This is a genomic window from Roseibium limicola (assembly GCF_017313085.1).
GTDB classification, from domain to species: domain Bacteria; phylum Pseudomonadota; class Alphaproteobacteria; order Rhizobiales; family Stappiaceae; genus Roseibium; species Roseibium limicola.
This window is the reverse complement of record NZ_JAFLNF010000003.1, coordinates 1-25,921: the sequence shown is the minus strand read 5'-3', so window position 1 is coordinate 25,921 and position 25,921 is coordinate 1. Positions and strand designations below refer to the sequence as shown.

Below are 25,921 nucleotides of genomic sequence, written 5' to 3'. Positions count from 1 at the left end.
TCTTGTCAAAAGAGCTCGTCATGCGTTTCTCCCTCTCCCGTATCGCGGCGCGAACGGTTCCCTGTACCGGGAACGTATTGGCTGCAGCGGGTTTTTCAAGACTATAGAGGTCACACAGGGTGTTCATCAAGCGCCTCCCCGGTCAAATACCTGTTTGCTGGCGAAGAGAATGATCCGGAGCTGGCGAGTGATCTTTGTTGGTCCGAGATCCGTAATGACTTGAAAAGAGCGCGACAAGAGAGGCCGATCTCCCATGACCACCATTGTCTGGTTCCGCCAGGATCTGCGAGTATCCGACAACCCGGCGCTGCAAGAGGCAGCCGGCAGAGGCAAGGTTCTCCCCGTTTATGTTCTCGAAGACCCTACGAAATCCGGCGATACCCATCCTCTGGGAGGCGCCAGTCGTTGGTGGCTGCATCACTCGCTCGCAGCGCTGCAGAAAGATCTCGGCAGACTGCTTCTGATGCGGGGTGATCCCCGCATGGCAATTCCGCAGCTCGTCAAGCAGACGGGCGCGACCGCCGTTTTCTGGAACCGTTGTTATGAGCCCCATGCGATCGAGCGGGACAGTGATCTGAAATCGGACCTTAAGGCCAACGGAATTGAAGTGAGAAGCTTCAAGGCCAGTCTGCTGCTGGAACCCTTTGAGATCGAGACCAAAACCGGAGGCCCTTACAAGGTCTACTCGCCGTTCTGGCGCGCACTCAAGGACAAGACCATAGATCCGCCCCTGGCGCCTCCCAAGGCGCTGGAGCTGGCTGACTTCAAGACGGAAGACCAGCTGGAGGACCTTGAGCTTTTACCGCACGGGCCGAACTGGGCTGAAGGGTGGGAAAAGCTGTGGCAGCCGGGCGAGCAGGGCGCGCTTGAGCAATTCGAAAGCTTCTTGACGAACGGGCTGGAAGGCTATGGCACTCTGCGCAATCGGCCAGACAAGCCGAACATCTCTCGACTTTCGCCACATCTGCATTTCGGTGAGATCTCGCCGCGTCAGCTCTGGCATCGAATTCGAGATGGTCACGACACTCAGGATGGTGAAAAATTCTTGAGCGAGGTCGCTTGGCGCGATTTCTCCTATCATCTCCTCTATCACTTTCCCAAATTGGCATCGGAAAACTGGAAGCAAGATTTCGACGCTTATCCGTGGGTCGACAGCGAATCCAATCTCAAGGCCTGGCAACGCGGCCAAACCGGCTACCCCATCGTCGATGCCGGCATGCGTGAGCTGTGGCAAACTGGCTATATGCACAATCGGGTGCGGATGATCGTGGCGAGCTTTCTGATTAAGCACTTGCGCATCGATTGGCGCCGCGGCGAGGAATGGTTCCGCGACACTCTGGTAGATGCGGACCTGGCGAACAATTCGGCCGGTTGGCAGTGGGTGGCCGGCAGCGGTGCCGATGCCTCCCCGTATTTTCGCATCTTTAACCCTATGACACAGGGTGAAAAATTCGATCCCGATGGTGATTATGTTCGCAAGTGGGTGCCGGAACTTGCTGAGCTTCCGCAGGAATACCTGAACGTCCCCTTTAAGGCCCCTTCTGATGTGCTGCGAAAAGCCGGTGTGCAGCTCGGGCAGACATATCCGAAGCCGCTTGTTGACCATGCAAAAGCGCGTCAGGCTGCCCTGGATGGCTATGAGAGTATCAAGCAACACAAGGCGAATCAGGAAACCTGACCTGAACCTGCAATCCCAACGTGAAGGAGGGGAGACGGCTCCATACCTGTTGAGGGATCCGCCACGCCCCTTTGATCTTCCAGCCTGAAAGCCTATCGTTGCGCCAACATTGAGATCAGGGGTGACGACGTGAGCGACACGCAGAAGGCTTGGCCGACTGAATTGCGGCTGAAAGCCGACAAGAAGACCCTTCTTGTCGGGTTCGACAATGGCGAGACTCATGAGTTTTCAGCCGAATATTTGCGGGTGTGCTCCCCTTCGGCAGAAGTGCAGGGGCACAATCCCTCGCAGAAGAAGACTGTGCCTGGAAAGCAACACATCGGTATCATGAAGATCGAACCGGTCGGCAATTACGCGGTGCGGATCCATTTTGATGATTTGCATAACTCCGGAATTTTCTCCTGGGAGTATTTTCTGGAGCTGGCGCACGAACGCGACAAGCACTGGGGGACCTATGTACGGGAACTGGAAGAAAAAGGCCTGAGCCGTGAACGCTGAAGGGGCGCATTACTCCGGCCGCGGATTGTCGAGTTCTACCGCAAGATTGTCTACATACGTCAGGATGTCGTCAAGGTCGTCCAGGGTCAGCATAACTTCGGTGATTGTCGAGGGGAGATGGTCCGGTCGCTCCTCTGCACCTTCCAATCGGATGTGTGCCGGGTGCGGATTGCGAGCCATGAAGGTGTCAAAGCGGTCTGGCCAGTCTCTTAGCGCCGTAATCATGATCATGAATGACGGTGTCGAGGCATGGCCGGTGAAGCGGTCGGCCGAATTGATGATGTGACAACGGGCACAATGTTGTCTGGAAAGCGCGTATCCGGCCTGAACCTGTGCGTCGTTGGAAACGTCTTGCGCTTGAGCCGATACGGCAAGCAGAGCGCTGCTACTCAGTAGCAGGGTGACGGCGACAAAGTGACCGGTTTTCCGGCTCCAGGATGGCATCCGCAAGGACATCAGGCTCTCCCATTTTTCTGCAGTTTAGGAAGAGAAGGGCCTCTGGGCCAGATAATTGCGTGGTTCTCATTTCTGAAATGAAAAAAAGCCGGCGCTGAGGCCGGCTTTTCTGTGTTGTCAAACGGATCGCGCTTTAGCGCTGAACAACGACCCGGGATCCAACCTTCACATGCTTGTAAAGATGGACCACATCGTCGTTGGCTAGGCGAATACAGCCTGAAGAAACGGCAGAGCCGATGGTCCAGGGCTGATTGGTGCCGTGGATGCGATACAGCGTTGAGCCGATGTAAAGTGCACGGGCGCCCAGCGGGTTGTTCGGGCCCCCCTTCATGTGGGCAGGAAGAATCCGGCCCTTGGCGCGTTCACGCGCACGCATCTGCGAAGGCGGTGTCCAGCCCGGCCACTCGGCCTTGCGGGTAATGCGATGGGTGCCGGACCACTGAAAGCCCTGCTTGCCGACGCCGACGCCATACTTCATGGCCTTGCCGCCCGGGAGCACATGATAGAGGCGGCGTTCCTTGGTGTCGACGATGATCGTGCCGACTGGATAAGAGCCATCGTAGCGAACCGTCTGGCGGCGGACAGGCGACTTGCCGCTGACCGACCCATTGGTCGGACCATATTCGATCCACTTGCGGGTGTTTGGATCGTAGAATTTGCCTCCGGGCGCTGCCATGGCAGCCGAACCGAAAGTCAGCAGCAATATTGCAAGCGCTGCCCGAATAAGTGGTTTCATTGAAAATCCCCCGACAGAATGAGAATGAATTGAATTCCAGACTAAACACAGGACGTCTTTGTAGCCGATGTCGATTTAAGTAAGCTTAACGTAACGGCGGTTGGCTTGACTGGGGAGAGCCTCACGCGAACGTGAATAGGCATGCATCCAAGCCAGTTCTCACATCGTTCCGCAAGGATTGCCGGCAACGGGAGGCTCAAAGCGACGCTTTGTCAAAAATGATTGGCCACGAGAGGTGCCAGCCTCCCCATCGGGAGGTCATTGCGAGGGCACGTTTTCTGCGATGGGTTTTTACCCGATAAAATGTTCGGGAGGCAGGAGAGTTTGAGGTCGCTTGTGTAATAGAGCTGCATTTTGGCATTGAAATCGAGAGCGCGAGTATTCCTGTAAGGTATTGACCGAAGGCATTTTAATAGTAAGTCAGGAAAGTTATTTGGCTAAGATATAGCGCTTTGTCATGCTGGCTTGTTGAAACTGTCATGAAATATTCAAACGCGCCGTCAGGACTTGTCATGTTGCTGTAATAGTGCCGTGGCTCTTGTCGCTTGATATTTTTACTCAAGCAGACAGGGGCGGCTGGTGATTCAGTTCGACAATGTCGTCAAAACATTTGGCAATCGCCACGCAGTTGACCAGGTAACGTTTCGCGTTGACGAACCGCAGATGGTTGGCGTGATCGGGCGGTCCGGTGCGGGCAAATCAACACTCCTGCGGATGATCAATCGCCTGACGCCGGCGACTTCCGGGCAGATCCTCTTTGAAGGCACGGATATTCTCAGCCTGAATGGCAGCGCGAAGCGTCGCTGGCAGCGTGATTGCGCCATGGTCTTCCAGCAATTCAACCTCGTGCCACGTCTCGACGTAGTCACCAACGTCATGCTGGGACGATTGAACGCTCAGTCGACACTTAAAAGCATGTTCAACATCTTCAGCGCCGAAGATGTTCGAAACGCACTGGCTGCGCTGGACCGCCTGGGTATCGCTCAGGAAGCGACAAAGCGCGCCGAAGAGCTCTCTGGTGGGCAGCAACAGCGTGTCGCCATCGCACGGGCCTTGATGCAGGACCCGCACTTGGTGCTGGCGGATGAGCCGATTGCCTCGCTGGATCCGATGAATGCCAAGATCGTCATGGACGCTCTGCGCGAAATCCACGAGCGCGACAACAAGGTCGTCATCTGCAACCTCCACACGCTTGATACCGCCCGGAACTACTGTGATCGGGTGATCGGCATGCGCGATGGGAAGATTGTCTTTGACGGTGCACCCGAGCTCCTGACCACGGATGTGGCGCGGGAAATCTACGGCGCCGATGAAAACTTCAACGAGGCGGCGACATCCACTGCCATCGAGAGCCCGGACCTGAGTGTCCGGAGAAAAGATCCTGCCGGTGCGATGACGCCGGTAGCTGTGGCTGCGGTGTGAACCCGGCTGCTTTCCAAAGTCATCAATATCCATCTCTTCGGGAGTTCCCCAGATGAACGTCGTTTCTAAGTTCGCCGCCCTTGCTGCGGTCAGCATGCTTGCCCTGAATGCAACTTCCGCAGTTGCTGCAGACAACATCACTGAATTCCGCATCGGCATCCTCGGCGGCGAAAACGCCTCTGATCGCCTGCGCGCCTATGAGTGCCTCGAAGACAAGACTGCTGACCTTCTCGGCGTTCCGGTCAAGCTCTTCGCTCCGGCCGACTACAATGGTGTCATCGAAGGCCTCCTCGGCGGTAACCTCGACATGGCCTGGCTCGGAGCATCGGGCTACGCCAAGGTTTTCCTGACCGATCCGGAAGCTGTTGATCCGGTTCTCGTCAAGGTCAACAACGATGGCGGCTACGGCTATTACTCCATCGGTTTTGCGCGCGTCGACAGCGAAATCAACTCGCTGGAAGACATGAAGGGCAAGGCTTTCGGCTTTGGTGATCCGAATTCCACCTCCGGCTACCTGATCCCGTCCATCGAGATCCCGAAGGAAGGCTACTCCATGAAGTCGGGTGAGTACTTCTCTGAAGTGAAGTTCACCGGCGGACATGAGCAGACCATCGTTGCTGTTGCCAATGGCGACATCGCTGCGGGCGTGACCTGGGCCGATGGCCAGGGCGAATGGGAAGATGGTTACAACTCCGGCGCTCTGCGTAAGGCGTCCGATGCCGGTCTCGTCGACATGACCGAGATCCACGAAATCTGGCGCTCGCCGGTGATCCCGGAAGGTCCAGTTGTTCTGTCCAAGAAGCTGCCAGAAGACGTCAAGGTCAAGATGACTGGCCTGATGGCTAGCCTCAAGTCCATGGACGAAGAGTGCTTCTACGGCGTTGCCGCTGGTGAAGCCAAGGGCTTCATGCCGATCACGCACGCTGCTTACGAAAGCATCGTTGCTGCTCGTCAGGCCAAGAACTAAGCGCTGCGACTAAATCACAGACGCGGGTCGGGGGACCGGCCCGCGTTTTCTACATGCATCCGCCAACAAAGGTTCTTCGCATATGGCCGTCGCCGCTCTTGAGCAGGAAATCCTGTCCCTGCGCAAACGCCGCCAGCTTTACTCCATGATCGGGGTGTTGCTGATGGTGGCTGTCCTGGTGTCCGGCTATTCAGAGTCGAACAGCATGAATTCAGGCAGTTTCATCAATGGCCTGTCGAAGTTCTTCGACTATCCGGGCGAGATCGTGAAGGAAGCCTGGGAGGCTGGTTGGGCGCTTTTCGGCCTTATTCTCCATTTTCTGCCATTCATGTTGGAAACATTGAATATCGCAGGTGTTGCGACGCTGATTGGTGGCGCACTCGCGGTGGTTCTAGCGATGGCTTCAACCCGCAATGTCGACAGCTATGGCCCGTTGATCCCGGTGGTCCGCCGAATGATGGACATCATGCGCGCTTTTCCCGAATTGATCCTCGCGTTGTTCCTGATTTTTGTTCTCGGCTCCAGTCCGGTTCCGGCGATGATCGCCGTTGCGTTTCACACGGCCGGCGCACTTGGAAAGCTTTTTTCTGAGGTCAATGAGAACATCGACCGCAAACCGATCGAGGGCCTGTCAGCCTGTGGCGCCAGCTGGATACAACGTATCCGCTATGCCGTTCTGCCTCAGGTCGCGCCCAATTACCTCAGCTACTTTCTGCTGCGCTTCGAGATCAATGTGCGGGCTTCGGCCATCCTCGGCTTCGTCGGGGCTGGCGGCATTGGGGCGGAATTGCGCCGCACCATCGGTTGGGGCAAGGGATCTGGTGACGAGACCGCCGCGATCTTCGTGCTGCTGTTCCTCACCATCATGCTCATTGACCAGACGTCTTCCTACCTGCGCGGCAAGCTTGTCGGCGCAGGCCGGGCACATTGAGGAATTCCGAGATGACCGCCGCGACGCTACAGCCCGGTTTCGACAGCCAGGCCATTCTGGAACAGATCCGGAAGCGCACAGCCTTCACAGTGGCTGCGCCACTCTTGATCCTGGCTTATTTCACCTACACTTGGTTCGCCTTTGACATTCCTGATCTGTTGGAACGGGCTCGACCCGACAGAGCGGTTATCTTGGCAACCGATGCGGTCGCCCATAAGGTGCATGTCACCAAGGACTTGCGTCGGGGCGGGGTGTCCGTCGCCATCGAAGGAGAACGTACGGCGACCTATGCCAAAGGTGCTTCGCCGGATTGGGTTCAAATCCGCGGAGATGATGCGGTGGTCGATCTTGATGAGGGATATCTGATCGAGATCACCGGCAACGTCATTCAGTTCACGGTGCCGGACTATGGCGTCATCAAGGTGACTGCCACCAAGACCGGCGTTGAAACAGAGTTGCCCCCTGGCGATATCCCAGAGTGGGTCAAGGACGATCCGCGCAAGTTTGATGCCCGCCCGACACTCGACCGACGCGTTCAGGTCACCAAGACCAAGATCGAAGTGCATAATTATTTCGGTGGCTGGGAAAACTTCTGGTTCACCTTCAACTCGCCGCTTCATGGGAAGTCTTTCGGAGAGCTGACGAGTCTCGCGATGAGCGATGAGCGTATCGATCCGGACCAATCGAATCTTTCGCTGATTGTTGACGAGTTTCTGTCCAACTCGGACTGGCAGCATGGTGCGGTGTTCGTTGCCTTGTTCGAGACGATCATGATGGCTGTACTGGGCACGTTGACCGCAGCCCTAGTCGGACTGCCGCTCGCCTTTCTGGCTGCGCGTAATTTCACCCCGTCATTCCTTGTCCGCTTCGGTGTTCGTCGCCTCTTCGACTTCGTGCGCGGCATCGACATGCTGATCTGGTCGCTCATCTTCATCCGTGCCTTCGGTCTGGGGCCTCTCACGGGCGCATTGGCCATCGCCTTCACGGATACCGGGTCACTCGGCAAGCTGTTCTCCGAAGCGCTTGAGAACATCGATAACAAACAGGTTGAGGGCGTTCGGGCGACCGGCGCGACCCAATTGCAGCGGTATCGATTTGGTGTGATCCCCCAGATCTTGCCGGTATTTGTCTCTCAGGTTCTCTACTATCTTGAATCAAATACCCGCTCGGCCACAGTTATCGGTGCGCTTGGCGCCGGCGGTATCGGATTGATGCTGGTGGAAACCATGAAGACCTCCCGCGACTGGGAGAACACCAGCTACATCATCATCCTGACCATCATTGTGGTGATCTTGATGGATCAGGCCTCCAGTTGGCTGCGCAAGAAGCTGATTGAGGGCTGAGCGCCTTCCGGGCAGCAGGGAACTGACAAGCAAAGGCGGGCACTTGAGCCCGCCTTTCGCGTTTTCGGCTTCACAGTGCCGAGCGACCGCCTTTACCCAACAGCGGCAGCGCATGCAGCAAGGATTTCAGGTTTTGGGCGTCCTAGGGGAGATGCTCGGTAATACCGAACGCCACCACGTCCGCCACACCGGCCAAAACAGCCCGGCAACGCTCGTCAAAGGTTCCTGCTGCAGATGTTGCGGCGTGACTTGAATGGCGAGCCAGAAAGAGCGAGGCGTCTGCCATCATTCCCCCACGTTCTACGGCGATTCTTTGGCAATGATTCGAGCTGGAGCGGCGTGACATGACGGAATGGACGGACTTTGGGGCGCCGCGTTGGATCGCCCTTTTGGGCGGGCTGGCAATAATGGGCAGCCCCGTGGAAGCTGCGTCGCTGTCTTCCTGTGTTGCATCCTTGAAGAAACAGGCCGTGCAATCCGGCGTGCGCGCTGAAATCGCTTCCGGGATGCTGGATGGCGCGACATATGACGAGAAGGTCATCCGTTTCTCCAGCTCTCAGCCCGAGTACAAGACACCGATCTGGGATTACATGGCTTTTCTTGTCGATCCGGAACGGATTTCCGACGGCAAGGCGTTGCTGCGCAAACATGACGCCACCCTGAAAAGCGTCGAGAAGCGGTACGGTGTCGATCGTCACATCGTTCTTGCTGTCTGGGGTATTGAAAGTGACTACGGTCAGTTTCAGGGCGATTTCTACACGCCGCATGCGTTGGCCAATCTTGCCTGCGCCGGGGGGCGTCGCTCCAAGTATTTTCGCGGAGAGCTGATCAAAACCCTGAAGATTGCTTCAGACGGGCATGTCGCACCGAAGGCTTTTCGCGGCTCCTGGGCAGGTGCATTCGGCCAGACCCAGTTTATGCCGACGACGTATCAACGCCTGGCCGTCGATCATGATGGCGATGGCCACAAGGATCTGGTGAACTCGGTGCCTGATGCGCTGGCCTCGACAGCGAATTTTCTGAAGGACGCCGGTTGGCGTGATCACCGACCATGGGGCTACGAAGTGACGCTTCCCGAGGGCTATAATGGCCCGTCTGGCCGGAAAAAGCGTGCGCCCTTCAGCACCTGGGCGCAACGCGGTGTGGCCAAGGTTGATGGCAAGCGTTTGAGTGGCAACACTGAAGCAGCTCTTATTCAACCGGCCGGCAGCAATGGTCCGGCATTCCTCGTGACGCGCAATTTCGAGGCAATCCGCTCCTATAACGTCTCGACGTCCTATGCCTTGGCGATTTCACTTCTTTCCGAGCTGGTGTCTGGTGGGGAGCCTTTCAAGGCACCGTGGCCGACGGCGAACCCGGGGTTGTCGCGTGCCCAACGGCTGGACCTGCAAAAGCTGCTGAACTCGAATGGCTTCAATGTCGGCGAGCCAGACGGTAAAGTTGGTCCCGCAACCCGAGCAGGCATCAAGAAAGCGGAGGCCCATTTCGGCTTGACCGTCACGGGCCGTCCGGCCTGGGAGGTCTATTCCCGTCTTGGGGGCCGCTAATATGGGAACATAATCCCTTTCCATGCGTCCTATTATTGACACTCAAGTCAAGTTTTCACCGGGATGACGTAATATAACCCTTCCTGAAGGGTTGCAAAACGTCGGATGCGGATTGGAAACGGGCTGGAACAGGTGTTGAAAGTGGCTCTGTTGCAAAGCAATATGACCGCGTGACAGAGGGACTTTGCAATGACTGGCCGCATTATTACGGTAGCTCAGCAGAAGGGCGGTTCAGGTAAGACGACCCTTTCCGCGCATTTGGCCGTCAGCCTGTCGCGGTTGACCGGTGGATCTGTCGCGGTGCTTGACGTCGACCCGCAAGGTTCTTTTGGAACATGGTTCGAAGCTCGGGAGCGCACCCTTGGCGAAGATGGTACGGGCCTGGAGTTCAGAACCGCTTCTGGCTGGGGCGCACGACGCGAAGCAAGATCACTCGCCCGGAATTTCGACTATGTGGTGATTGATACCCCGCCAAAGACAGATGCGGACGCCAAACCTGCGATTGATGCTGCAGATCTTGTCTTGGTTCCGATCCAGCCAACGCCTGTTGATTTGTGGGCGACAGATCAGACCCTCCGGTTGGCTGATCGTGAGGACACGCCTGCTGTTTTGGTTTTCAACCGTGTGCCGCCTCGCGCCGCATTGACTGGTGAAATGACCGAAGCCATCGCCAAGGCAGGGTTTGAATCTCTGTCAGCCAAGCTTGGCAACCGGACTGCATTTGCATCTTCCATGGGCAAGGGGCTCACAGTGGTTGAGACCGAATCCTCCGGTAAAGCTGCACAGGAAGTCGACGCTCTGTTGAAAGAGCTCTTTTCGCGGTTTTAAGTCCGAACTCCCCCTCCATCGTACCTGATGACAGCCGCATCACTGCTTTGCCGTTATCTCTGGCGGGCTTGCCTCCCTGCGTTCCTTTAGCAACGCCAAAGGTTGGGGTATTGGATCTTGCAGTCATTCGATCGCCATCCATGCGCTCTGACGGCGTTTCGATCGAAGGGTCGTCGGCCGAAATGCGCAAAAATATCCATGAGAACTCCCAACTTGACGATTCCCGCTGCGCTCAACCGGGTTCTACGACTCAATTTGTGTCGGCTCTAACGCTTCCCCAGCTTGATTTCAGCGTCAGTTCAAGTGCGTTTGGCGATGGTTCTTACTTGTATTGGTTCAGAAACATATAGAGCCAAAATAAGGAGATTTCATTTCTGAGCTGTGAAGTGAAGTAAAAATTCATTCGAGTTCAAAATTAATCTACGATTTTCCGCAAGTCTTACCTAACGTTATTCATGTCAAAAATGAAACGATATGAGTCTTGGACCCTTAAAGCTGGAGGGTTTTTCATGCCTATGACTCAAATCAAAAAGCCGGGCCTGGAATTAATCTGAATTGTAAACTACACAGTTTAGTATATTCAAAAGTTCTGATAGTAATGGCTGTTTTAGGCTGGTTTTGAGTCTGTTGCAGAAAAATCACGCGTCATATGCAGATGCCCCTTGTGTGAAGAAAACTATTGAGTGTAATTAGTGACTCTGTCTTTTTGGGTGGCGAGCGAGAGCGTTTCCACCGAGCGAGTTCTCTCCCGGCATCCGGTTTCGGGCTGTTGGGTGAGGGGCGGGGAATGGTCGCTTCGCTGGTTAGGTTTCTTTGGGAATACTTAATTCCGGAAGAGCTTCTCAGAAATGACTTAGGAGGTCAGAAATGAACTTTAAGAGCATCATGCTCGCAGCCGCTGCTACAGCCGCTGCCGCCACCACTTCCCAGGCTGCCGATCTTCCGGTTGCTGCTGAGCCAGTCGATTACGTCAAGGTCTGTGACGCATACGGTTCGCGCTTCTATTACATCCCTGGCACAGACACATGTCTGCGCGTCGGCGGTCGTGTTCGTGTTCAGTACACTGCCAACGATTTCTCCGATGGCGGCAACTGGGGCGACTCTTCCGCTGACGGTTACGGCGCATACGGCCGTGGTTACCTGTACCTGGACAGCCGTACAGCAACTGAATTCGGTCTCCTGCGCACATTCACCGAGTTCTCCGGTCGCAGTGACACTGGTTTCAGCCTCGGTGCTGCCTACGTTCAGTTCGGTGGCTTCACCTTCGGTTATGCTACGTCCAACTTCGATTACTTCACTGGCACGTCCTACATCGGCGTAGCTGGTCGTAACTGGTCGGATACCACTGTTGAGCAGGTTGCCTACACGCAGGCATTCGGCAACGGCTTCTCCGCCACTGTCGCCCTTGAAGATGCTGCTGACCGTCAGGTTGGCGATTACGACGGGGTTCGCTACCCGGATCTGGTTGCCAAGCTTCGCGTTGATCAGGGTTGGGGTTCTGCCCAGCTGATGGGCGCGCTGCACAACACCAATGTAACCGGCCAGGACAGCGAATTCGGCTTTGCGGTCGGCGGCGGCGTGACTTTCGGTCTGCCGATGATCTCCGAAGGCACCGAGCTGGCCTTCCAGGCTGTCTATGTAGATGGCGCCCTGTCCTACATCGCTGTGGGTGATGAATACACCGTCAACGGCGTTGACGTTTCCATCTCTGATGCAGCGAACGGCGACACATCTTCCGGTTATGCACTTGGTGCCGGCCTTTACCATCAGGCAACCGCGACCGTTGGTCTGGCTCTTGATGGTTCCTATGCCGACATCGAAACTGGCGATGACCTCGACCTGACCCGCTACGCAGTGAACGGCTCCGTTCAGTGGGAGCCGGTTTCCGGTCTGTCTCTCGGTGCAAACCTTGGCTACTCGAACGTCGAAATCGACAGCCAGGACGAAGATGCCCTGCTGGCAGCCTTCCGCGTACAGCGCACATTCTAAGTCGGGCGACCGACTTCAATGGCTCCTGACGGGATAATCTTCTGATTTCCGGTCAGCCATGCGACCCGGCGGCGTCCAACCCGCCGGGTCGTCCCCTCTAAAGAAGGCGGGCGTTCCCAGAGCTGCTTCTGCAGGCGCAGCGCTTACCTCATCGTCGCGATTTTTGGGCTGTGAATCGATTTCCATGCCGGTTCTGATCGAAAGATTCGGCGATCGAGATGATTTCTCCCGACGTTTTGTCCCCAATCTGTCCCTCAGATGAGTTTTCATGCTCAGATTCAGTTGTTTGAATGTCGAAAATAGAATCTATGTATTTATTTGAATTTTTAACATAATTCCAAATTATATTAGTATATATGCAGTATCGCTTAGCGAATTATTCGGCTAAATAGATATGAAATGTAATTTTTATTGATGCATTACGAAGAGTTCTGCGCGAATTTTTATTATTAAATGAATATAAAAAAATATAAATATTAATTTTTTAATTTAAATTACAAAAACATATAGAGATTTAATGTGTATTTTTATTAAACTTACCTTACGTAATTAATAAATCTCCTAAATATCAATATGTTGCAAATAAATCACGGCAACGTATGCCCGATGTGAAGTGGCGCCGAATTCGGTTGCGACGAGGAATCCGATTTGGTTTCTTCGTCCTTGCGAACGGCGTCAATGTCGTTGTCATTACATTCCGGATCGTTGTTTAACGTGACGAATTTCGAGAATGTCTTGTCAAAATTTCGCGGGGATTGATGAGCCCGAATACTTAATTTGAGTGCTCATCTTTATGGTTTTGACTTAGGAGGTCAGAAATGAACTTTAAGAGCGTTTTGCTCGCAGCCGCTGCTGCTGCTGCTGCCACCACTGCCCAGGCTGCCGATCTTCCGGTTGCTGCTGAGCCAGTTGATTACGTCAAGGTTTGTGACGCATACGGTTCCAAATTCTACTACATCCCGGGCACAGACACATGTCTCCGCGTTGGTGGTCGTGTTCGCGTTCAGTACACAGCCAACAACTTTGCCGACAACGGCAACTGGGGTTCGGATGCAGCTGACGGCTACTCCATGTACGGCAAGGGCTACCTGTACCTCGACGCTCGTACAGCAACCGAATTCGGCCTGCTGCGCGCCTTCACAGAGCTGAACGGCTCTTCCACAGGTGGCTTCGGTGTTGGCTCCGCTTACATTCAGTTCGGCGGCTTCACCTTCGGTTACGCAACATCACAGTTCGACATCTTCACCGGCCAGGCTCTGGCAGGCGTTGTTGGTCGTAACTGGTCCGACACCACCACTGAGCAGCTGACATATGCCGCTTCTTTCGGCAACGGTCTGTCCGCAACAGTTGGTATCGAAAGCGGCGCACGTCGTGAAAGCTCTGCTTCCACATACGACGGCACACGTCTTCCGGACGTCGTTGCTACGCTCGGCGTTTCCCAGGGTTGGGGCTCTGCTAAGCTCTCCGGCGCTCTGCATGACGTAAACGTCTCTGGTTTCGACAACGAACTCGGCTACGCAGTAGCTGGTGGCGTGTCCTTCAACCTGCCGATGCTGTCCGACGGTTCCAACGTCTTCTTCCAGGCTCAGTATGCTGACGGCGCTCTCGCTTACATCGGCGCTGGCAGCTATGCAGACGTTGCAGCTGGTAACACAGTTTCCGGTTACGCTCTGTCCGGTGGTCTGTACCATCAGGCAACTTCCACTGTTGGTCTCGCACTGGACGGTTCTTACCTTTCCATCGACGACCTGAACGTGACACGTTACGCAGTTGACGGTTCCGTATCCTGGACCCCGGTTTCCGGCTTCGTCATGGGCGTCGACCTCGGCTACGCCAACACAGAAGTTGGTTCTGCTGACACAGACACTCTGGCAGCTGCCTTCCGCGTACAGCGCACATTCTAATCTGGCCTGACCAGATTACAGATCTGACAGGTTGATCTTCTGATCTCCAGTCGGTCATGCAGCCCGGCGACTTCCACCTCGCCGGGCTGTCCCCTTTTTCAAAGAGGACGAATGGGGAACTCACGGTTCAAATTGTTGAACGGGTGAGTCGGATGCGGATCACGCAGCCGTACACATTATATATAGTTCTTTATTCCGCTTCGGGACGGGACCTTGCAGGCCATCAGCGCCGCAAGTGTTACCAAAGTCTTTCTGAGGGCGGTGTTTTTGTGTCTTCCACGCAACAGTGAGATTTGAAACAGGCCCTCCGGCCGGCTCGGAAGGGTTTTCCACGTTGCGACTCAAATTCCTATGGGTAAGGTCATCTTGCGAGCGGCTCACGGGCCGCACTGGAGCGTACGTTCGAACATCCAACCTTCGAACCCCTTCACTTCCAGACATTATTCGCGGGGATTGAGATGGCAATTGGGCAAGAGCCCCGCCGAGAGGTGAGTCATCTTTTACATGACTGATTTGGAGGTCAGAAATGAACTTTAAGAGCCTTATGCTCGCCGCCGCTGCTGCAACTGCAGTGACAGGCGCACACGCCGCCGACCTTCCGGTTGCACCGGAGCCGGTTGATTACGTCAAAGTTTGTGACGCTTACGGCGCTCGCTTCTATTACATCCCGGGCACAGACACCTGCCTGCGTGTCGGCGGTCGTATCCGCGCACAATACCAGCTCAACGACATGACTGATGGGGGCGCTTGGGCCACCACAGCTTCTGACGGGTATGAGTTCTTGGGCCGTGGTTACCTCTATCTCGATAGCCGTACGGCAACCGAGTGGGGCCTTCTGCGCACTTTCTTCGAACTTGAAGCTAGTGCAGCTGCTGGCGCCGAAGGTGCGGCGAATGTGAACAAGGCCTTCATCCAGTGGGGCGGCTTTACATTCGGTTACGCAACGTCTTTCTTCGATTACTTCACAGGACAGACTTTCGTCGGTATTGTTGATCGTGACTACTCCGATCAGACAACCAACCTGATTGCTTACACCGCTGCATTCGGCAACGGCTTCTCTGCGACGCTGTCTGTTGAAGAAGGCGGGTTCCGTGAAGTTGGCACATACGACGGTCAGCGTTACCCTGATCTCGTTGCAGCTCTGGAAGTGTCCCAGGGTTGGGGTGGCGCCAAACTTGCTGGTGCTCTGCATCACGTCAACATGACCGGCACGCCGGATGAAGACATGGGCTACGCTATCCAGGGTGGTGTTGTCATCAACCTGCCAATGCTGACATCTGGTTCCAACATTGCATTCCAGGCTGCTTATGCTGACGGTGCTCTGTCCTATCTGAACGCTGCTGGTTATGACGGCCTTGCTGGCTCCACATCCTCTGGCTTCAACGTCGGTGGTGGTATCTACATCCAGGCAACTCCGACCGTCGGCCTTGCGCTTGACGGTTCTTACCTCGATGTTGATCTTGCTTCGACGGCCAATGATTACAACAAGTGGGCCATCGACGGTTCCGTCATGTGGGAGCCGGTTTCTGGCTTCGCTCTGGGTGTTGACGTTGGTTACTCCGAAACAGACTTTGATGTCACCGGTGACACAGACACTCTGGCAGCTGCCTTCCGCGTACAGCGTACGTTCTAATCAGTTGCGCCTTTCTTTAAAGGCATGACGAGAGAGCCCGGCGGTTTCGCCGGGCTCTTTTTTGTTCTGAGGATCGCCGAAGCGTCAAAGTGATTGATTAAAAGTCTTTGGTCTCGGTCGATTCTGCCAGTTGGCTGAGAAACGCTTGAATCGTCTCTTGCGCAGCGCTGTCCCAGAGTAAGGGGGCATGCCCTTGGTCCGGGATGGTCAAGACGTCACAGTTTTCATGGCGCCGTTTCATCTCGACGCAGGTGGCATCGGATAGCAGATCTGAATTTCCGCCGCGCATAACCAGCAAGGGGAGTGGCTTCAAGGCTTCGAAGAGTGGCCAGAGGTCAGGGGAAGGCGGCGCCTTGCCTGGATCTTCCCATTCGGTCAGTGTTTTTGCCAAGGCGGGGTCATAACTCAGGCGAAATTTTCCATCCCCATCGGCTTCTCCCAATTGGTGCGCCAGCTTCACCCATTCCGCCTGGCTCAGGTTTGTGAATTGGTCGCCCAGGTCAGCAGCGATTCGAATTGCCAGATCCGAGGCGCTTTCAAATTCCATCCGCTTTCCGATCGACTGCGCAATCCGACTGAGTGACGCTGGTTGGATATTGGGCCCGATGTCATTGAGAATAACCCCTGTAATCCGTCCGGGTTTGAACCTTGCAGCCATCGCCATTGCGTGGAGACCACCACGCGACGTGCCGAGAATAGCAAAGCGGCCGACCTGCAGGTCACGTAGCCCGGCTTCAATGTCGCTCGACTCCATCTCGAGGGAATAGTGGCTCCAATCATCATCCCATGCGCTTAGACCTCGTCCTCTATAATCAAGGGCGATAACACGCGTGCCTCTGGCTTGAACAAAACTGGCGATATCATTGAAGTCTCGGGTATTTCGTGACAAGCCGGGAAGGCAGAGCAAGGTAGGCGCCTCGTCTTTTTGTTTCCGCCCCTGGCCAAATCCGCCATTGCGCGTGCCTTGGCTGACAGCCGGCCACATCCTGCCTGAAAGCCGGAGGCCGTCGTCGGCGGACCAGTGAAGCACCGTGCTTCGGCCGTCACGATTGGCGCCGCCAACCTGCGGCGGGCCTTCCTGAGTGGACATGAATTCCTCCCGCATAGAAAAGAGTCTGCTTTGCAGTGCATCCTATTGATGTCCCAGAAGAGGCAGCGTAACTGCCGCAAACCGCCTTGGCCAGAGGTGTTGAAAGCAACAGATGAGCCGCACTTTGCCAAGGCACTGCAAAGATCAAAAGACCTCGTCGTATCCGGGCTTTAGCCATTGCCGAGGACGGGTCAGATGACTATTGTGCGTCACCGGTCGGAGAGGGATCCGGCGGTTTGTATCTATTAGTCGACTGAGGAAACTGAAATGTTTAAGGGATCGATTCCAGCGCTCGTTACACCGTTCACAAACGGCGCGGTCGATGAAAAACGGTTCCAGGACTTCGTCGACTGGCAGATAAAAGAGGGCAGCACCGGTCTTGTTCCTGTTGGAACCACCGGTGAAAGTCCGACGCTGAGCCACGACGAACATAAGCGCGTAATCGAACTTTGCATCGAAGCGACTGCTGGCCGTGTCCCGGTCATCGCCGGCGCTGGCTCTAATAATACTGTCGAAGCCATTGATTTTGCGCGCTATGCTGAAAAAGCTGGTGCAGATGCGGTGCTGATCGTCACGCCTTACTACAACAAACCAAACCAGGCTGGTCTGAAGGCGCATTTCAAGGCGATTCATGATGCCATTGGTTTGCCGATTATCATCTACAATATTCCGGGTCGGTCGGTGATCGATATGACACCTGAGACAATGGCGGATCTTTACAAGTCCTGCGACCGCATCGTTGGAGTCAAGGATGCAACGGCAAACCTTGCAAAAGCGACGCAGCAACGCCACCTGTGTGGTCCGGATTTTGTTCAACTGTCGGGCGAAGATATCACCGCTCTGGCCTTCAATGCCCATGGTGGTCATGGCTGCATTTCGGTAACGGCCAACGTGGCGCCTCGCTTGAGTGCAGAATTTCAGGCGGCCTGTGCAGCCAATAACTTTGCCACGGCGTTGGAATATCAGGACAAGCTCGGCCCGCTTCATCAGGCTTTGTTCATTGAGCCCAACCCGACAGGCGTGAAATACGCTCTGTCACTTCTGGGCAAGATGGAAAATGACTTGCGCCTGCCGCTGGTACCCGTGAGCGACGAGACGAAGGTCTCTGTCGAAGCAGCGATGCGCCATGCGGGGCTGATCAACTAGGAATTGACGGGAAGGCCCACACGGGGCTGCCCCCATCAGGAAGCCGGAGGCCTGTGAGGTCTCCGGTCTCAAAGGATAGACATATGGCTGCCAAACGTGGCGGTGCGCCGGCAAACAAGATCATTTCCGACAACCGCAAGGCGCGCTTCAATTTCGCGATCGAGGACACACTCGAAGTCGGTATCGAACTGAAAGGCACCGAGGTAAAAGCCCTTCGCTCTGGCAAGGCCAACATTGGCGAGTCCTATGCAGCTGAGCATAAGGGCGAAATCTGGATCTATAACGTTTATATTCCAGAGTATCTTCAGGGGAATCGCAACAATCACGAGCCGCGTCGCCCGCGCAAGTTGCTTCTGCATAAGCGTGAGATCGGCAAGCTGGCCCTTGCAGTGCAAAAGGATGGTAAAACCATTGTTCCGTTGAAGCTTTACTTTAACGACAAGGGATTTGCGAAGCTGGAGATTGCCCTGGCGAAGGGCAAGAAGCTGCACGACAAGCGTGAAACGGAAAAGCAACGTGACTGGAATCGTGAAAAGTCCCGTTTGATGAAGAACCTGGGCTAACCGGCTTTTTGAAGTTTTTGATCAGCTTCAGTCAGGGGACAAGTTGGGGATATCCTGTGAACAATTTTGCCTGTAACCACAGCTTATCCACGACTTGTTCCTTGCCTTTTCCCGTTATCCAGCTGGCGTTGAGCGGGCTGTAGTCCTCCATATTCCAACTGCCGTGCGCCACTCCGAAACTGGAACGAGCGCCTCGGACAGCAGGAAGGAATTCCGAGGAGGCTTGGATTTACTCTGTTAAACTATTGAAAATTAGGTTTATTAAAAATTCATGCGGCGCGGGTTCTCTGGTGTGAAAGGGCGCCTACCTGAGATGCGGTCGCACTACCTATACTAATGCCATGAAAAACGCCGCATCCGCTTGAACTGCGCATAGCGCACAGATCTCGGAAAGGGAGACCCTGGGCGAGTAAGCACGCGTCAGCCTGCCCCAGAAAGCCCCAACGATATCCACAGAGGGACGCTTGATGGTGGTTGGCCAGATTCGCTTTCTTCCCGGTTGTGCGAGCTTTGACGCTCAGGGGTGTTTCTGCCCTCACAGTACACGCAGTAAAGCGAGAGCCTACTGTTCTGATAAGCCCAGTTCTTACGGTTTGCGCGGGCCGAACTTGTTGGAGCGTGGGAAGCCGGACGGTGGCAGGCGTCCAGCCTGGCCACGATCTCCGCGCCAGTCCGTCAACTCGTCCATAGAGCGGTTGAAGCTGCGCCCGGAGCTGTCGGTCCAGGTCAGTCCGTCATCCCCTTTGAAAATGCGAATATCCGCGATGCTGCCGTCTCTGTAGCGTTGCAGACGGACCCCCCGTCCTCGGGTCATGACTGTCACCTGATCAAGCGGAAACACCAGAAGCTTCCTGTTTTCGCCGATGATGGCGGCCTGATCGCCATCGGCCTCGACGCAGAGGCTGGCCTCGGCGGGCTGCGTGACGTTCAGCACCTGCTTGCCCTTTCGGGTGTTGGCAATCACCGTGTCTTCTTCCACCAGGAAGCCGCGCGCATCGGTCGTTGCCAGCATGAGCTTGCGCCCGGGCTTATGTACGAAAGCGGAGATGATATCCTGGGACTCATCCATATCGACCATCAAGCGCACGGGCTCTCCGTGTCCGCGCCCGCCGGGTAGCTTGTCGGCGCCAAGGGTGAAGAACTTGCCTCCGGTCGTGAAGAGAATGATCTTGTCGGTGGTCTCCGCATGGAAGGACAGCTTGAGCTTGTCTCCCTGCTTGAAGGTCAGATTACCAAGCTCGCTCTGATGGCCCTTGAGCGCACGGATCCAGCCCTTGTCGGAAACGATCACAGTGATCGGCTCCTTCTCGATCATGGCCTGGTAGATATCTTCCAGATCATGATCAGAGGCCTCTGCCTGACCGGTGCGGCGTTTTCCGAGGAGAGTTTCAGGTCCATAGGCCTTTGAAATTTCGCCGATTTCCTTGCTGATCTTCGTCCATTGTCTCGTGTCGGACTCAAGAAGTTTGGTCAGGCTCTCCTTTTCCGCACTGAGCTTCTCGTGCTCTTTGCGGATTTCAAACTCTTCCAGCTTGCGCAAGGACCGCAAGCGCATGTTAAGGATCGCTTCGGCCTGAACATCTGTCAGGTCAAACGTCCGCATCAGCTCAGGCTTTACCTCATCTTCTTCACGGATGATGCGGATCACCTCGTCCAGGTTCAGATAGGCAACGAGGTGACCGTCGAGAACTTCGAGGCGATGATTGATTTGGCCAAGACGGTGCTCGGACCGCCGGATCAACACTTCCTTACGGTGGTCCAGCCATTCACGAAGCACTTGCTTCAGGCCCATCACCATCGGCACCTTGCCTTTGGACAGGACGTTCATGTTCAGCGAGAACCGATTTTCCAGGTCCGTCAGCTTGAACAGGCTTTCCATCATCAGGTTGGGGTCGACATTACGTGAACGCGGCACCAGAACGACACGAACGTCTTCAGCGCTTTCGTCGCGAATATCGTCCAGCAGTGGCAATTTCCGGGCAATCAGCAGTTCGGCAATTTTTTCAATCAGACGGGACTTTTGAACCTGATAGGGGATCTCGGTGACAACAATCTGCCACTGACCCCGATCAAGATCTTCCTTCTCCCAGCGCGATCGCACACGGAAAGACCCGCGACCGGTCTCATAGGCTTCGTGAATAGAGCCTTCGTCTGAAACAAGCAGGCCGCCGGTCGGAAAGTCAGGTCCCTTGATGAACTTCAGCAAGTCAGCCGCAGTGCAGTCCGGGTTCTTGATCAGATGCTGCGAAGCTTCACACAGCTCATGTGCATTATGCGGGGGTATCGATGTCGCCATACCGACCGCAATGCCGGAGGATCCGTTGGCGAGAAGGTTAGGGAAACCGCCAGGAAGGACAATGGGCTCTTTGTCTTCGCCGTCATAGGTTTCGCGAAATTCTACCGCATCTTCATCCAGACCGTCCAGCAGCCGCTTGGCTGTGTCGGTCATCCGGGCTTCGGTGTAACGCATGGCGGCGGCACTATCACCGTCCACGTTACCGAAGTTACCCTGACCGTCGATCAGCGGATAACGTTGGGCGAAATCCTGCGCCAATCGAACCAGGGCGTCGTACACTGCCTGATCGCCGTGCGGGTGATATTTACCGATGACATCGCCGACCACACGGGCGCATTTCTTGAAGCCGGAACTCGGATCCAGCTTCAACAGACGCATTGCATAAAGCAGGCGCCGGTGGACCGGCTTCAGGCCATCGCGCACATCTGGAAGCGCACGGTGCATGATGGTCGACAAGGCATAGGCGAGGTAGCGCTCTTCAAGCGCTTCGCGCAGATCAATGCCTTCAATGCCATTTGGCGGAATCAGCTCATTACCCATGCCAAGAGACGTAGCAGGGGAGGAGGGCTTTCCGCAATGCGCAAGCTCGGGGAAAGGCGCGGAAAACCGGCGACTTTCTCGTTTTGTCCAAAGATCAGGCGCTCCTTTCTGCTGACGGTTGATAGAACAGGTTCAAGCCAAGTCTCGTCCCAAGAACTGAAATCCCACCTTTCTGACGACTGTTGGTCTTCAGCTCGTCGATAACAGATGGGGCGAACCAGTGGCGCTGCAGTGCAGGTCATGACCTTCCTTTCGGTCTTGGTAAAAAGGAAAGCATCGCTCGCTGCATCTAGTGAAAACTCACAATTTTGGACGAGAATCTACCTGCTCTTAATCCTCCGTAAATTACGTAGGGGTACACCTTTGGAGTGAGGTTCGATGTCTGCAATTTGTATCAGGGGTCGAGCTGAACTGACCAGCGGTGAAGAGGTCGGGGAAAAGAATGAAGTTGTCTGGTCGCGTTGAATCCGTATTGCGGCATTTTAAGGTTTCCGATCTTGATCCGGACCTTTTGAAGGCCCAGTACAAGGCAAACACCAATCAAATTCCTCTGATGTACTTTCTCGTTTTGGTTAGTACATGGGGCCTGGCATCCAGTTTCATTGGTGCTGCTCCCAACTACCTGTCGTTGTATCTTCCTGTTGTGCTTAGTCTGGTAGCCGCATCGAGGTTTGTCAGCTGGGCGAGGTTGCGTTCCCGGCGGCTCGACACACGATCGACGTTGAAAGCGTTGCGCGCGACAAACCGTGTCTCGGGAGTAATTTCGCTGGTTTTCGTCGCCTGGGCGATTTCACTGACGCCCTATTCAGACGATCATACCCGCGGGCACATCAGCTTCTATATCGGGATCACCACAGTCGGCTGCATGTTCTGCCTCATGCATATCCGCTCTGCTGCGCTCATGATGGCCCTCGTGATCAACGGAGGTTTCATTTATTTCGCCTGGAACGTCGGAGACTCGGTGTTTGTTGCAGAAGCAATTAATGTCGGACTCGCTTCCGCGGCCATGTACATGCTCTTGAATATCAATTTTCGTGATTTTCGCGCGTTGATCGAATCGCGGCGTCATCTGATTACTCAGCAGAAAGAGCTAATCCGGCGAGAGGCTGTCACCCGTCGGTTGAGCGACGAAACAGTGCGGCTGGCCTATGTCGACGTTCTGACGGATTTACCGAACCGACGCCATTTCTTCGAGAAACTCGAAGAAAAAATGGATCAGCCAAACTTCATCAAACCGAATGGAAGCGTGACGATTGGGATCCTGGATCTGGATGGCTTCAAACGCATCAACGATGTCTTTGGTCATACTGGAGGAGATAACCTTCTCAAGCAGGTGGCAGCCTGCCTTCGCGGTCTTGGTCGGACGGACATGTTTGTGTCCCGTTTGGGTGGTGATGAATTTGCGATGATCCTGGATGGTCAGTTCGAGGATGAGGAACTGGAGGCTATCGGAGCTGATATCTGTCGGGTGATCAGCGAAACGGCCGAAGAAGGCGCAGACGGATCAAATCGTGGGCTTGATGTTACGGCCTCCATTGGTTTTGCCAGATGGCAGGTTCCAGATCTGACACCCAAGGAGCTTTACGAGCGCGCCGACTATGCCTTGTACCAGGTCAAGCGATCAGGGAAGGGCAAGATGGAGATCTTCAGTGCTGAGCACGAGATTGAAATCCAGAGAATACGCTCGCTTGAATTTTGCCTCCGCACGGATGGAATCGAGCGCGAGCTAAGCGTGGTGTACCAGCCGATTATCGACACGATCAACGGAAAGGTACTGGCCTTCGAAGCCCTGGCACGCTGGAATTCTGAAGTCTTTGGGGCGATTCCTCCGACGACCTTCATTCCTGTTGCGGAGCGCATCGGCCTGATCGACAAGCTGACCCATGCCTTGCTGCAACGGGCGCTCGATCAGCTCAAAACCTGGCCGGACAATATCAAGCTGTCCTTCAATCTGTCGCCGAACAGCATGACATCGTCGGTCATGATTGATCGGATGATTGCCCAGATTGAGGAGAGCGGTGTTGATCCCTGTCGTGTCGATGTGGAGATCACCGAAACGGCAATGATCGGAAACTTTGATGATGTCCTCACTGCCATTGATCGGTTGAAGGCTTTCGGAGTTGGGATCGTGCTTGACGATTTTGGAACGGGCTATTCTAGCCTGGCGCACTTGCATCTTCTGTCATTCGACAAGATCAAGATCGACAAATCATTCGTGTCCGCTGTACTCACGAACTCTGCGAGCTTTACCATCGTCAAGTCTATGCTGGCACTCGGGCGTCAGATGGAAGTTGGCTGTGTGGTTGAAGGCGTTGAGACGGAAGAAGTTTTGAAGACTGTCCGAAGACTTGGTGGCACGACGATCCAGGGCTATCTCTTTTCACGTCCGATGGCTGCCAAGGACATCCTTCCGTATCTGGCCAAGTTCGGACAGGATCTCAACCCTGTCCTGCGACGTGCCTGAGGCGTTCCTGTCTCAGGACACGGCATCTTCCGGCAGGTTGATGAAGTCCCAAGGTTGCGTCTTGCGATAGGCACCTTCAAGCACGTTGACCAAACCAGCTCTCGACGCCGCAAAGGGCGGTGCAGGAGCATCTTCACCAGACCGCCCGCGGTGCAGTCTCTCCAAAAAGAAATGGGTAAGCTGAAAGCCCTGAGAAATCTCCGGATAAGAGATTTCCGAGCCCTGCTGGCGCTGACCGTCCACGAGGAAGGACGGTAACTGCAACAGTTTGTCGTGATAGGGCTTTCCCGCATCGCGGCTGACGGCGCGCCCGGATCGCGGAGAAACGTAGGCCAGGTCGTCCGTCAAGCCGGTGGCCGCGCAAGTACTCAGATCGAGGCCGTATCCCAACTCCTGCAAAAGCTGAAGTTCAAACCGCACGAGAAGCGGTGCCGCTACGTTTGGCCGGTCCAGATGCTCCACCAGGACGCTCAGGGCCGAGTAGAGTTGTGGATGGCTGTCTCGCTCGGGCAGCAGACGCAGCAACGCAGCCAAGTGCTGGAGTCCGTTCAGCGCAGTGGCCGAGCCCATGAGGGATCCTGCTCGGGCGGTCAGAGGCTCGATTTGAAATCGCCCAAGCTGGGAGATCAGCCGAGCTTTCCAAGTGGCACGGACGCTGTTCCCCGGCTGCAGGATCGGGCTGTGCCGCCGCGACCGACCAGAGCGCACGAGACCCAGATGCCGCCCGTGCGCAGGGGTCATTACCTCAAGGATGAGGTCCGCTTCCCCGTGTTTGCGGGTCGCGAGAATGAAGGCGTCGCTGGTCCACTCCATTTAAGTCTTCTAGCAGGTTCGCAGCTGTATTGTCCTTTGTCGGTCACTTTGCATGTGACGTTTCGCACGAGCTTTCTGCAAACACGCGTTTGGCGGCAAACAAACCATTGAGGGCAGTCGGGAATCCGGAGTAGACCGCCATCTGCATGATTACCTCGACAATTTCCTCACGACTTAATCCAACGTTCAATCCTGCCTGTATGTGAACTTCAAGCTGTGGGGCGGAGTGTCCGAGCGCGGTGAGCGCTGCGATGGTCGCGATCTCTCTATCGCGAGTGGCAAGGCCGGGTCGGCTATAGATGTCGCCAAATGGAAACTCCACAAGGTAGCGGGCGAAGTCCGGGGCAATGTCGGCGAGGGCATCGACCACCTTCTGCCCACCTTCGCCATCGATCTCGGCCAGAGCTCGTAGGCCGCGCTCATGCCGGCTGTCGTTGCTTGCTAAGGGGGGCGGGTTTTCGCTGTGCATCGTCTTCGTCCATCTGTGTAGAGAGGGAATTGCCATAGGTGGCAATCTTGTTCTCGAGGACGGTGAGGTTGTTCTGAAGATCGACCAGTGCGCGACGTACGGCTGACTGGTGTTTGACAAGCAGGTCTCGACGCTCTCCCTGCGTGGAAGGGCCGGATTGGCGCAAATCTGCATAGCGAAGCATCTCCCGGATGGGCATGCCTGTTGCTTTCAGACGGCCAAGAAACGCCAGCCAAGTCAAAATCGAAGCGTCGTAGTTACGCCGCCCGCCGGCATCCCGACCTGCTCTCGGAAGCAGGCCAATCTTTTCATAATAGCGGATGGTATGGGAGGACAAACCGCATTTTTGCGACAGGATACCGATCTTCATGATTTCTCGCCTTCCTTGCGTCGCACGCAGGTATAGGTGGTAGAGCGCACTCTAAGTCAAGCGAGCCTGTCAGCTAAAATCGGGAATAAAAAAGAGGCGCCCAAGGGGCGCCTCCCAGACTGCTGACAAACCTCTGGCGTTTGCCGGGGGTTTTTGATTCACTGTTTTGATGTTGAAGCAGCCCGGCCCTTCCCAGACAGCGCTCGAGATTGTGACGCTCGATCAGCTTGTCCCCAGA

21 protein-coding genes are annotated in these 25,921 nt (G+C 55.3%); 14 read left to right on the top strand and 7 right to left on the bottom strand.

The features are described from left to right. The first annotated feature begins 253 nt into the window (after positions 1–253). The gene (locus J0X15_RS07345) at positions 254–1,678 is read left to right on the top strand and encodes a cryptochrome/photolyase family protein (protein WP_206939370.1); all 1,425 of its coding nucleotides are present in this window, start codon (positions 254–256) and stop codon (positions 1,676–1,678) included. Positions 1,679–1,807: 129 nt separating this feature from the next. Then, the gene (locus J0X15_RS07340; protein WP_206939369.1) at positions 1,808–2,176 is read left to right on the top strand and encodes a gamma-butyrobetaine hydroxylase-like domain-containing protein; all 369 of its coding nucleotides are present in this window, start codon (positions 1,808–1,810) and stop codon (positions 2,174–2,176) included. Between the two features lie 9 nt (positions 2,177–2,185). Here the strand turns inward: J0X15_RS07340 and J0X15_RS07335 are convergent, their stop codons facing one another. Together J0X15_RS07335 and J0X15_RS07330 are read right to left on the bottom strand one after the other, a co-directional pair. Beyond that, entirely contained in the window at positions 2,186–2,632 is a 447-nt protein-coding gene (locus tag J0X15_RS07335) for a hypothetical protein (protein ID WP_206939368.1), read from the bottom strand. 133 nt (positions 2,633–2,765) lie between these two features. Then, complete coding sequence (locus J0X15_RS07330) at positions 2,766–3,368, bottom strand: L,D-transpeptidase (RefSeq protein ID WP_206939367.1); 603 nt, start codon at positions 3,366–3,368, stop codon at positions 2,766–2,768. A gap of 579 nt (positions 3,369–3,947) precedes the next feature. Between J0X15_RS07330 and phnC the strand changes: the two genes are divergently transcribed. The 9 genes from phnC (at position 3,948) to J0X15_RS07285 (ending at position 15,932) form a co-directional block, all read left to right on the top strand. Next, on the top strand, positions 3,948–4,790 hold the full coding sequence (phnC, locus tag J0X15_RS07325) for a phosphonate ABC transporter ATP-binding protein (protein WP_206939366.1): 843 nt from the start codon (positions 3,948–3,950) through the stop codon (positions 4,788–4,790). A 52-nt stretch (positions 4,791–4,842) separates the two neighbouring features. Further along, the gene (phnD, locus tag J0X15_RS07320) at positions 4,843–5,757 is read left to right on the top strand and encodes a phosphonate ABC transporter substrate-binding protein (protein ID WP_206939365.1); all 915 of its coding nucleotides are present in this window, start codon (positions 4,843–4,845) and stop codon (positions 5,755–5,757) included. Between the two features lie 82 nt (positions 5,758–5,839). Continuing rightward, on the top strand, positions 5,840–6,688 hold the full coding sequence (gene phnE / locus J0X15_RS07315; RefSeq protein WP_206939362.1) for a phosphonate ABC transporter, permease protein PhnE: 849 nt from the start codon (positions 5,840–5,842) through the stop codon (positions 6,686–6,688). Between the two features lie 11 nt (positions 6,689–6,699). Further along, positions 6,700–8,031 carry a phosphonate ABC transporter, permease protein PhnE gene (gene phnE / locus J0X15_RS07310; RefSeq protein WP_206939360.1) on the top strand — a complete coding sequence of 444 codons (1,332 nt, stop codon included), beginning with the start codon at positions 6,700–6,702 and terminating at the stop codon, positions 8,029–8,031. 344 nt (positions 8,032–8,375) lie between these two features. Beyond that, complete coding sequence (locus tag J0X15_RS07305; RefSeq protein WP_206939358.1) at positions 8,376–9,578, top strand: lytic murein transglycosylase; 1,203 nt, start codon at positions 8,376–8,378, stop codon at positions 9,576–9,578. Between the two features lie 189 nt (positions 9,579–9,767). Next, the gene (gene parA, locus J0X15_RS07300) at positions 9,768–10,406 is read left to right on the top strand and encodes a ParA family partition ATPase (protein WP_206939356.1); all 639 of its coding nucleotides are present in this window, start codon (positions 9,768–9,770) and stop codon (positions 10,404–10,406) included. A gap of 867 nt (positions 10,407–11,273) precedes the next feature. Then, on the top strand, positions 11,274–12,395 hold the full coding sequence (locus J0X15_RS07295) for a porin (protein ID WP_206939355.1): 1,122 nt from the start codon (positions 11,274–11,276) through the stop codon (positions 12,393–12,395). Between the two features lie 818 nt (positions 12,396–13,213). After that, positions 13,214–14,299, top strand: a complete 1,086-nt coding sequence (locus J0X15_RS07290) for a porin (RefSeq protein ID WP_206939352.1) — start codon at positions 13,214–13,216, stop codon at positions 14,297–14,299. A 526-nt stretch (positions 14,300–14,825) separates the two neighbouring features. Continuing rightward, positions 14,826–15,932 carry a porin gene (locus tag J0X15_RS07285; protein ID WP_206939350.1) on the top strand — a complete coding sequence of 369 codons (1,107 nt, stop codon included), beginning with the start codon at positions 14,826–14,828 and terminating at the stop codon, positions 15,930–15,932. A 97-nt stretch (positions 15,933–16,029) separates the two neighbouring features. Here J0X15_RS07285 and J0X15_RS07280 read toward each other — a convergent pair whose 3' ends face one another. Then, positions 16,030–16,917, bottom strand: coding sequence for an alpha/beta fold hydrolase (locus tag J0X15_RS07280; RefSeq protein WP_209015167.1), 888 nt, complete (start codon positions 16,915–16,917; stop codon positions 16,030–16,032). 372 nt (positions 16,918–17,289) lie between these two features. On the opposite strand from J0X15_RS07280, the gene dapA reads away from it, so the two are divergent. Both dapA and smpB read left to right on the top strand, forming a co-directional pair. Beyond that, a complete protein-coding gene (dapA, locus tag J0X15_RS07275; RefSeq protein WP_206939348.1) occupies positions 17,290–18,168 on the top strand; it encodes a 4-hydroxy-tetrahydrodipicolinate synthase in 879 nt (292 codons plus the stop codon). A gap of 83 nt (positions 18,169–18,251) precedes the next feature. After that, positions 18,252–18,731, top strand: a complete 480-nt coding sequence (gene smpB, locus J0X15_RS07270; protein ID WP_206939347.1) for an SsrA-binding protein SmpB — start codon at positions 18,252–18,254, stop codon at positions 18,729–18,731. 586 nt (positions 18,732–19,317) lie between these two features. Here smpB and parC read toward each other — a convergent pair. After that, a complete protein-coding gene (parC, locus tag J0X15_RS07265) occupies positions 19,318–21,567 on the bottom strand; it encodes a DNA topoisomerase IV subunit A (RefSeq protein ID WP_206939345.1) in 2,250 nt (749 codons plus the stop codon). Positions 21,568–22,009: 442 nt separating this feature from the next. Between parC and J0X15_RS07260 the strand changes: the two genes are divergently transcribed. Then, a complete protein-coding gene (locus tag J0X15_RS07260; protein ID WP_206939344.1) occupies positions 22,010–24,031 on the top strand; it encodes a putative bifunctional diguanylate cyclase/phosphodiesterase in 2,022 nt (673 codons plus the stop codon). 12 nt (positions 24,032–24,043) lie between these two features. Here the strand turns inward: J0X15_RS07260 and recO are convergent, their stop codons facing one another. The 3 genes from recO to J0X15_RS07245 are packed head-to-tail and all read right to left on the bottom strand — an operon-like array spanning position 24,044 to position 25,683. Beyond that, the gene (gene recO / locus J0X15_RS07255) at positions 24,044–24,844 is read right to left on the bottom strand and encodes a DNA repair protein RecO (protein WP_206939343.1); all 801 of its coding nucleotides are present in this window, start codon (positions 24,842–24,844) and stop codon (positions 24,044–24,046) included. A 43-nt stretch (positions 24,845–24,887) separates the two neighbouring features. Continuing rightward, entirely contained in the window at positions 24,888–25,313 is a 426-nt protein-coding gene (locus J0X15_RS07250) for a carboxymuconolactone decarboxylase family protein (protein ID WP_206939342.1), read from the bottom strand. Then, positions 25,264–25,683: a MerR family transcriptional regulator gene (locus tag J0X15_RS07245; RefSeq protein ID WP_206939341.1), complete on the bottom strand. Its 420-nt coding sequence runs from the start codon at positions 25,681–25,683 to the stop codon at positions 25,264–25,266. The genes J0X15_RS07250 and J0X15_RS07245 overlap by 50 nt, the downstream gene beginning before the upstream one ends. Between the last annotated feature and the right edge of the window lie 238 nt (positions 25,684–25,921).

Coding starts and splice junctions, on each gene's coding strand:
- J0X15_RS07285 (WP_206939350.1), top strand. CDS start 14,826: ATGAACTTTAAGAGCCTTATGCTCGCCGCCGCTGCTGCAACTGCAGTG.
- smpB (WP_206939347.1), top strand. CDS start 18,252: ATGGCTGCCAAACGTGGCGGTGCGCCGGCAAACAAGATCATTTCCGAC.
- dapA (WP_206939348.1), top strand. CDS start 17,290: ATGTTTAAGGGATCGATTCCAGCGCTCGTTACACCGTTCACAAACGGC.
- J0X15_RS07335 (WP_206939368.1), bottom strand. CDS start 2,632: ATGTCCTTGCGGATGCCATCCTGGAGCCGGAAAACCGGTCACTTTGTC.
- J0X15_RS07260 (WP_206939344.1), top strand. CDS start 22,010: ATGAAGTTGTCTGGTCGCGTTGAATCCGTATTGCGGCATTTTAAGGTT.
- phnE (WP_206939360.1), top strand. CDS start 6,700: ATGACCGCCGCGACGCTACAGCCCGGTTTCGACAGCCAGGCCATTCTG.
- J0X15_RS07345 (WP_206939370.1), top strand. CDS start 254: ATGACCACCATTGTCTGGTTCCGCCAGGATCTGCGAGTATCCGACAAC.
- recO (WP_206939343.1), bottom strand. CDS start 24,844: ATGGAGTGGACCAGCGACGCCTTCATTCTCGCGACCCGCAAACACGGG.
- phnD (WP_206939365.1), top strand. CDS start 4,843: ATGAACGTCGTTTCTAAGTTCGCCGCCCTTGCTGCGGTCAGCATGCTT.
- J0X15_RS07245 (WP_206939341.1), bottom strand. CDS start 25,683: ATGAAGATCGGTATCCTGTCGCAAAAATGCGGTTTGTCCTCCCATACC.
- J0X15_RS07295 (WP_206939355.1), top strand. CDS start 11,274: ATGAACTTTAAGAGCATCATGCTCGCAGCCGCTGCTACAGCCGCTGCC.
- parC (WP_206939345.1), bottom strand. CDS start 21,567: ATGGGTAATGAGCTGATTCCGCCAAATGGCATTGAAGGCATTGATCTG.
- J0X15_RS07305 (WP_206939358.1), top strand. CDS start 8,376: ATGACGGAATGGACGGACTTTGGGGCGCCGCGTTGGATCGCCCTTTTG.
- J0X15_RS07250 (WP_206939342.1), bottom strand. CDS start 25,313: ATGCACAGCGAAAACCCGCCCCCCTTAGCAAGCAACGACAGCCGGCAT.
- parA (WP_206939356.1), top strand. CDS start 9,768: ATGACTGGCCGCATTATTACGGTAGCTCAGCAGAAGGGCGGTTCAGGT.
- phnE (WP_206939362.1), top strand. CDS start 5,840: ATGGCCGTCGCCGCTCTTGAGCAGGAAATCCTGTCCCTGCGCAAACGC.
- J0X15_RS07280 (WP_209015167.1), bottom strand. CDS start 16,917: ATGTGGCCGGCTGTCAGCCAAGGCACGCGCAATGGCGGATTTGGCCAG.
- J0X15_RS07290 (WP_206939352.1), top strand. CDS start 13,214: ATGAACTTTAAGAGCGTTTTGCTCGCAGCCGCTGCTGCTGCTGCTGCC.
- J0X15_RS07330 (WP_206939367.1), bottom strand. CDS start 3,368: ATGAAACCACTTATTCGGGCAGCGCTTGCAATATTGCTGCTGACTTTC.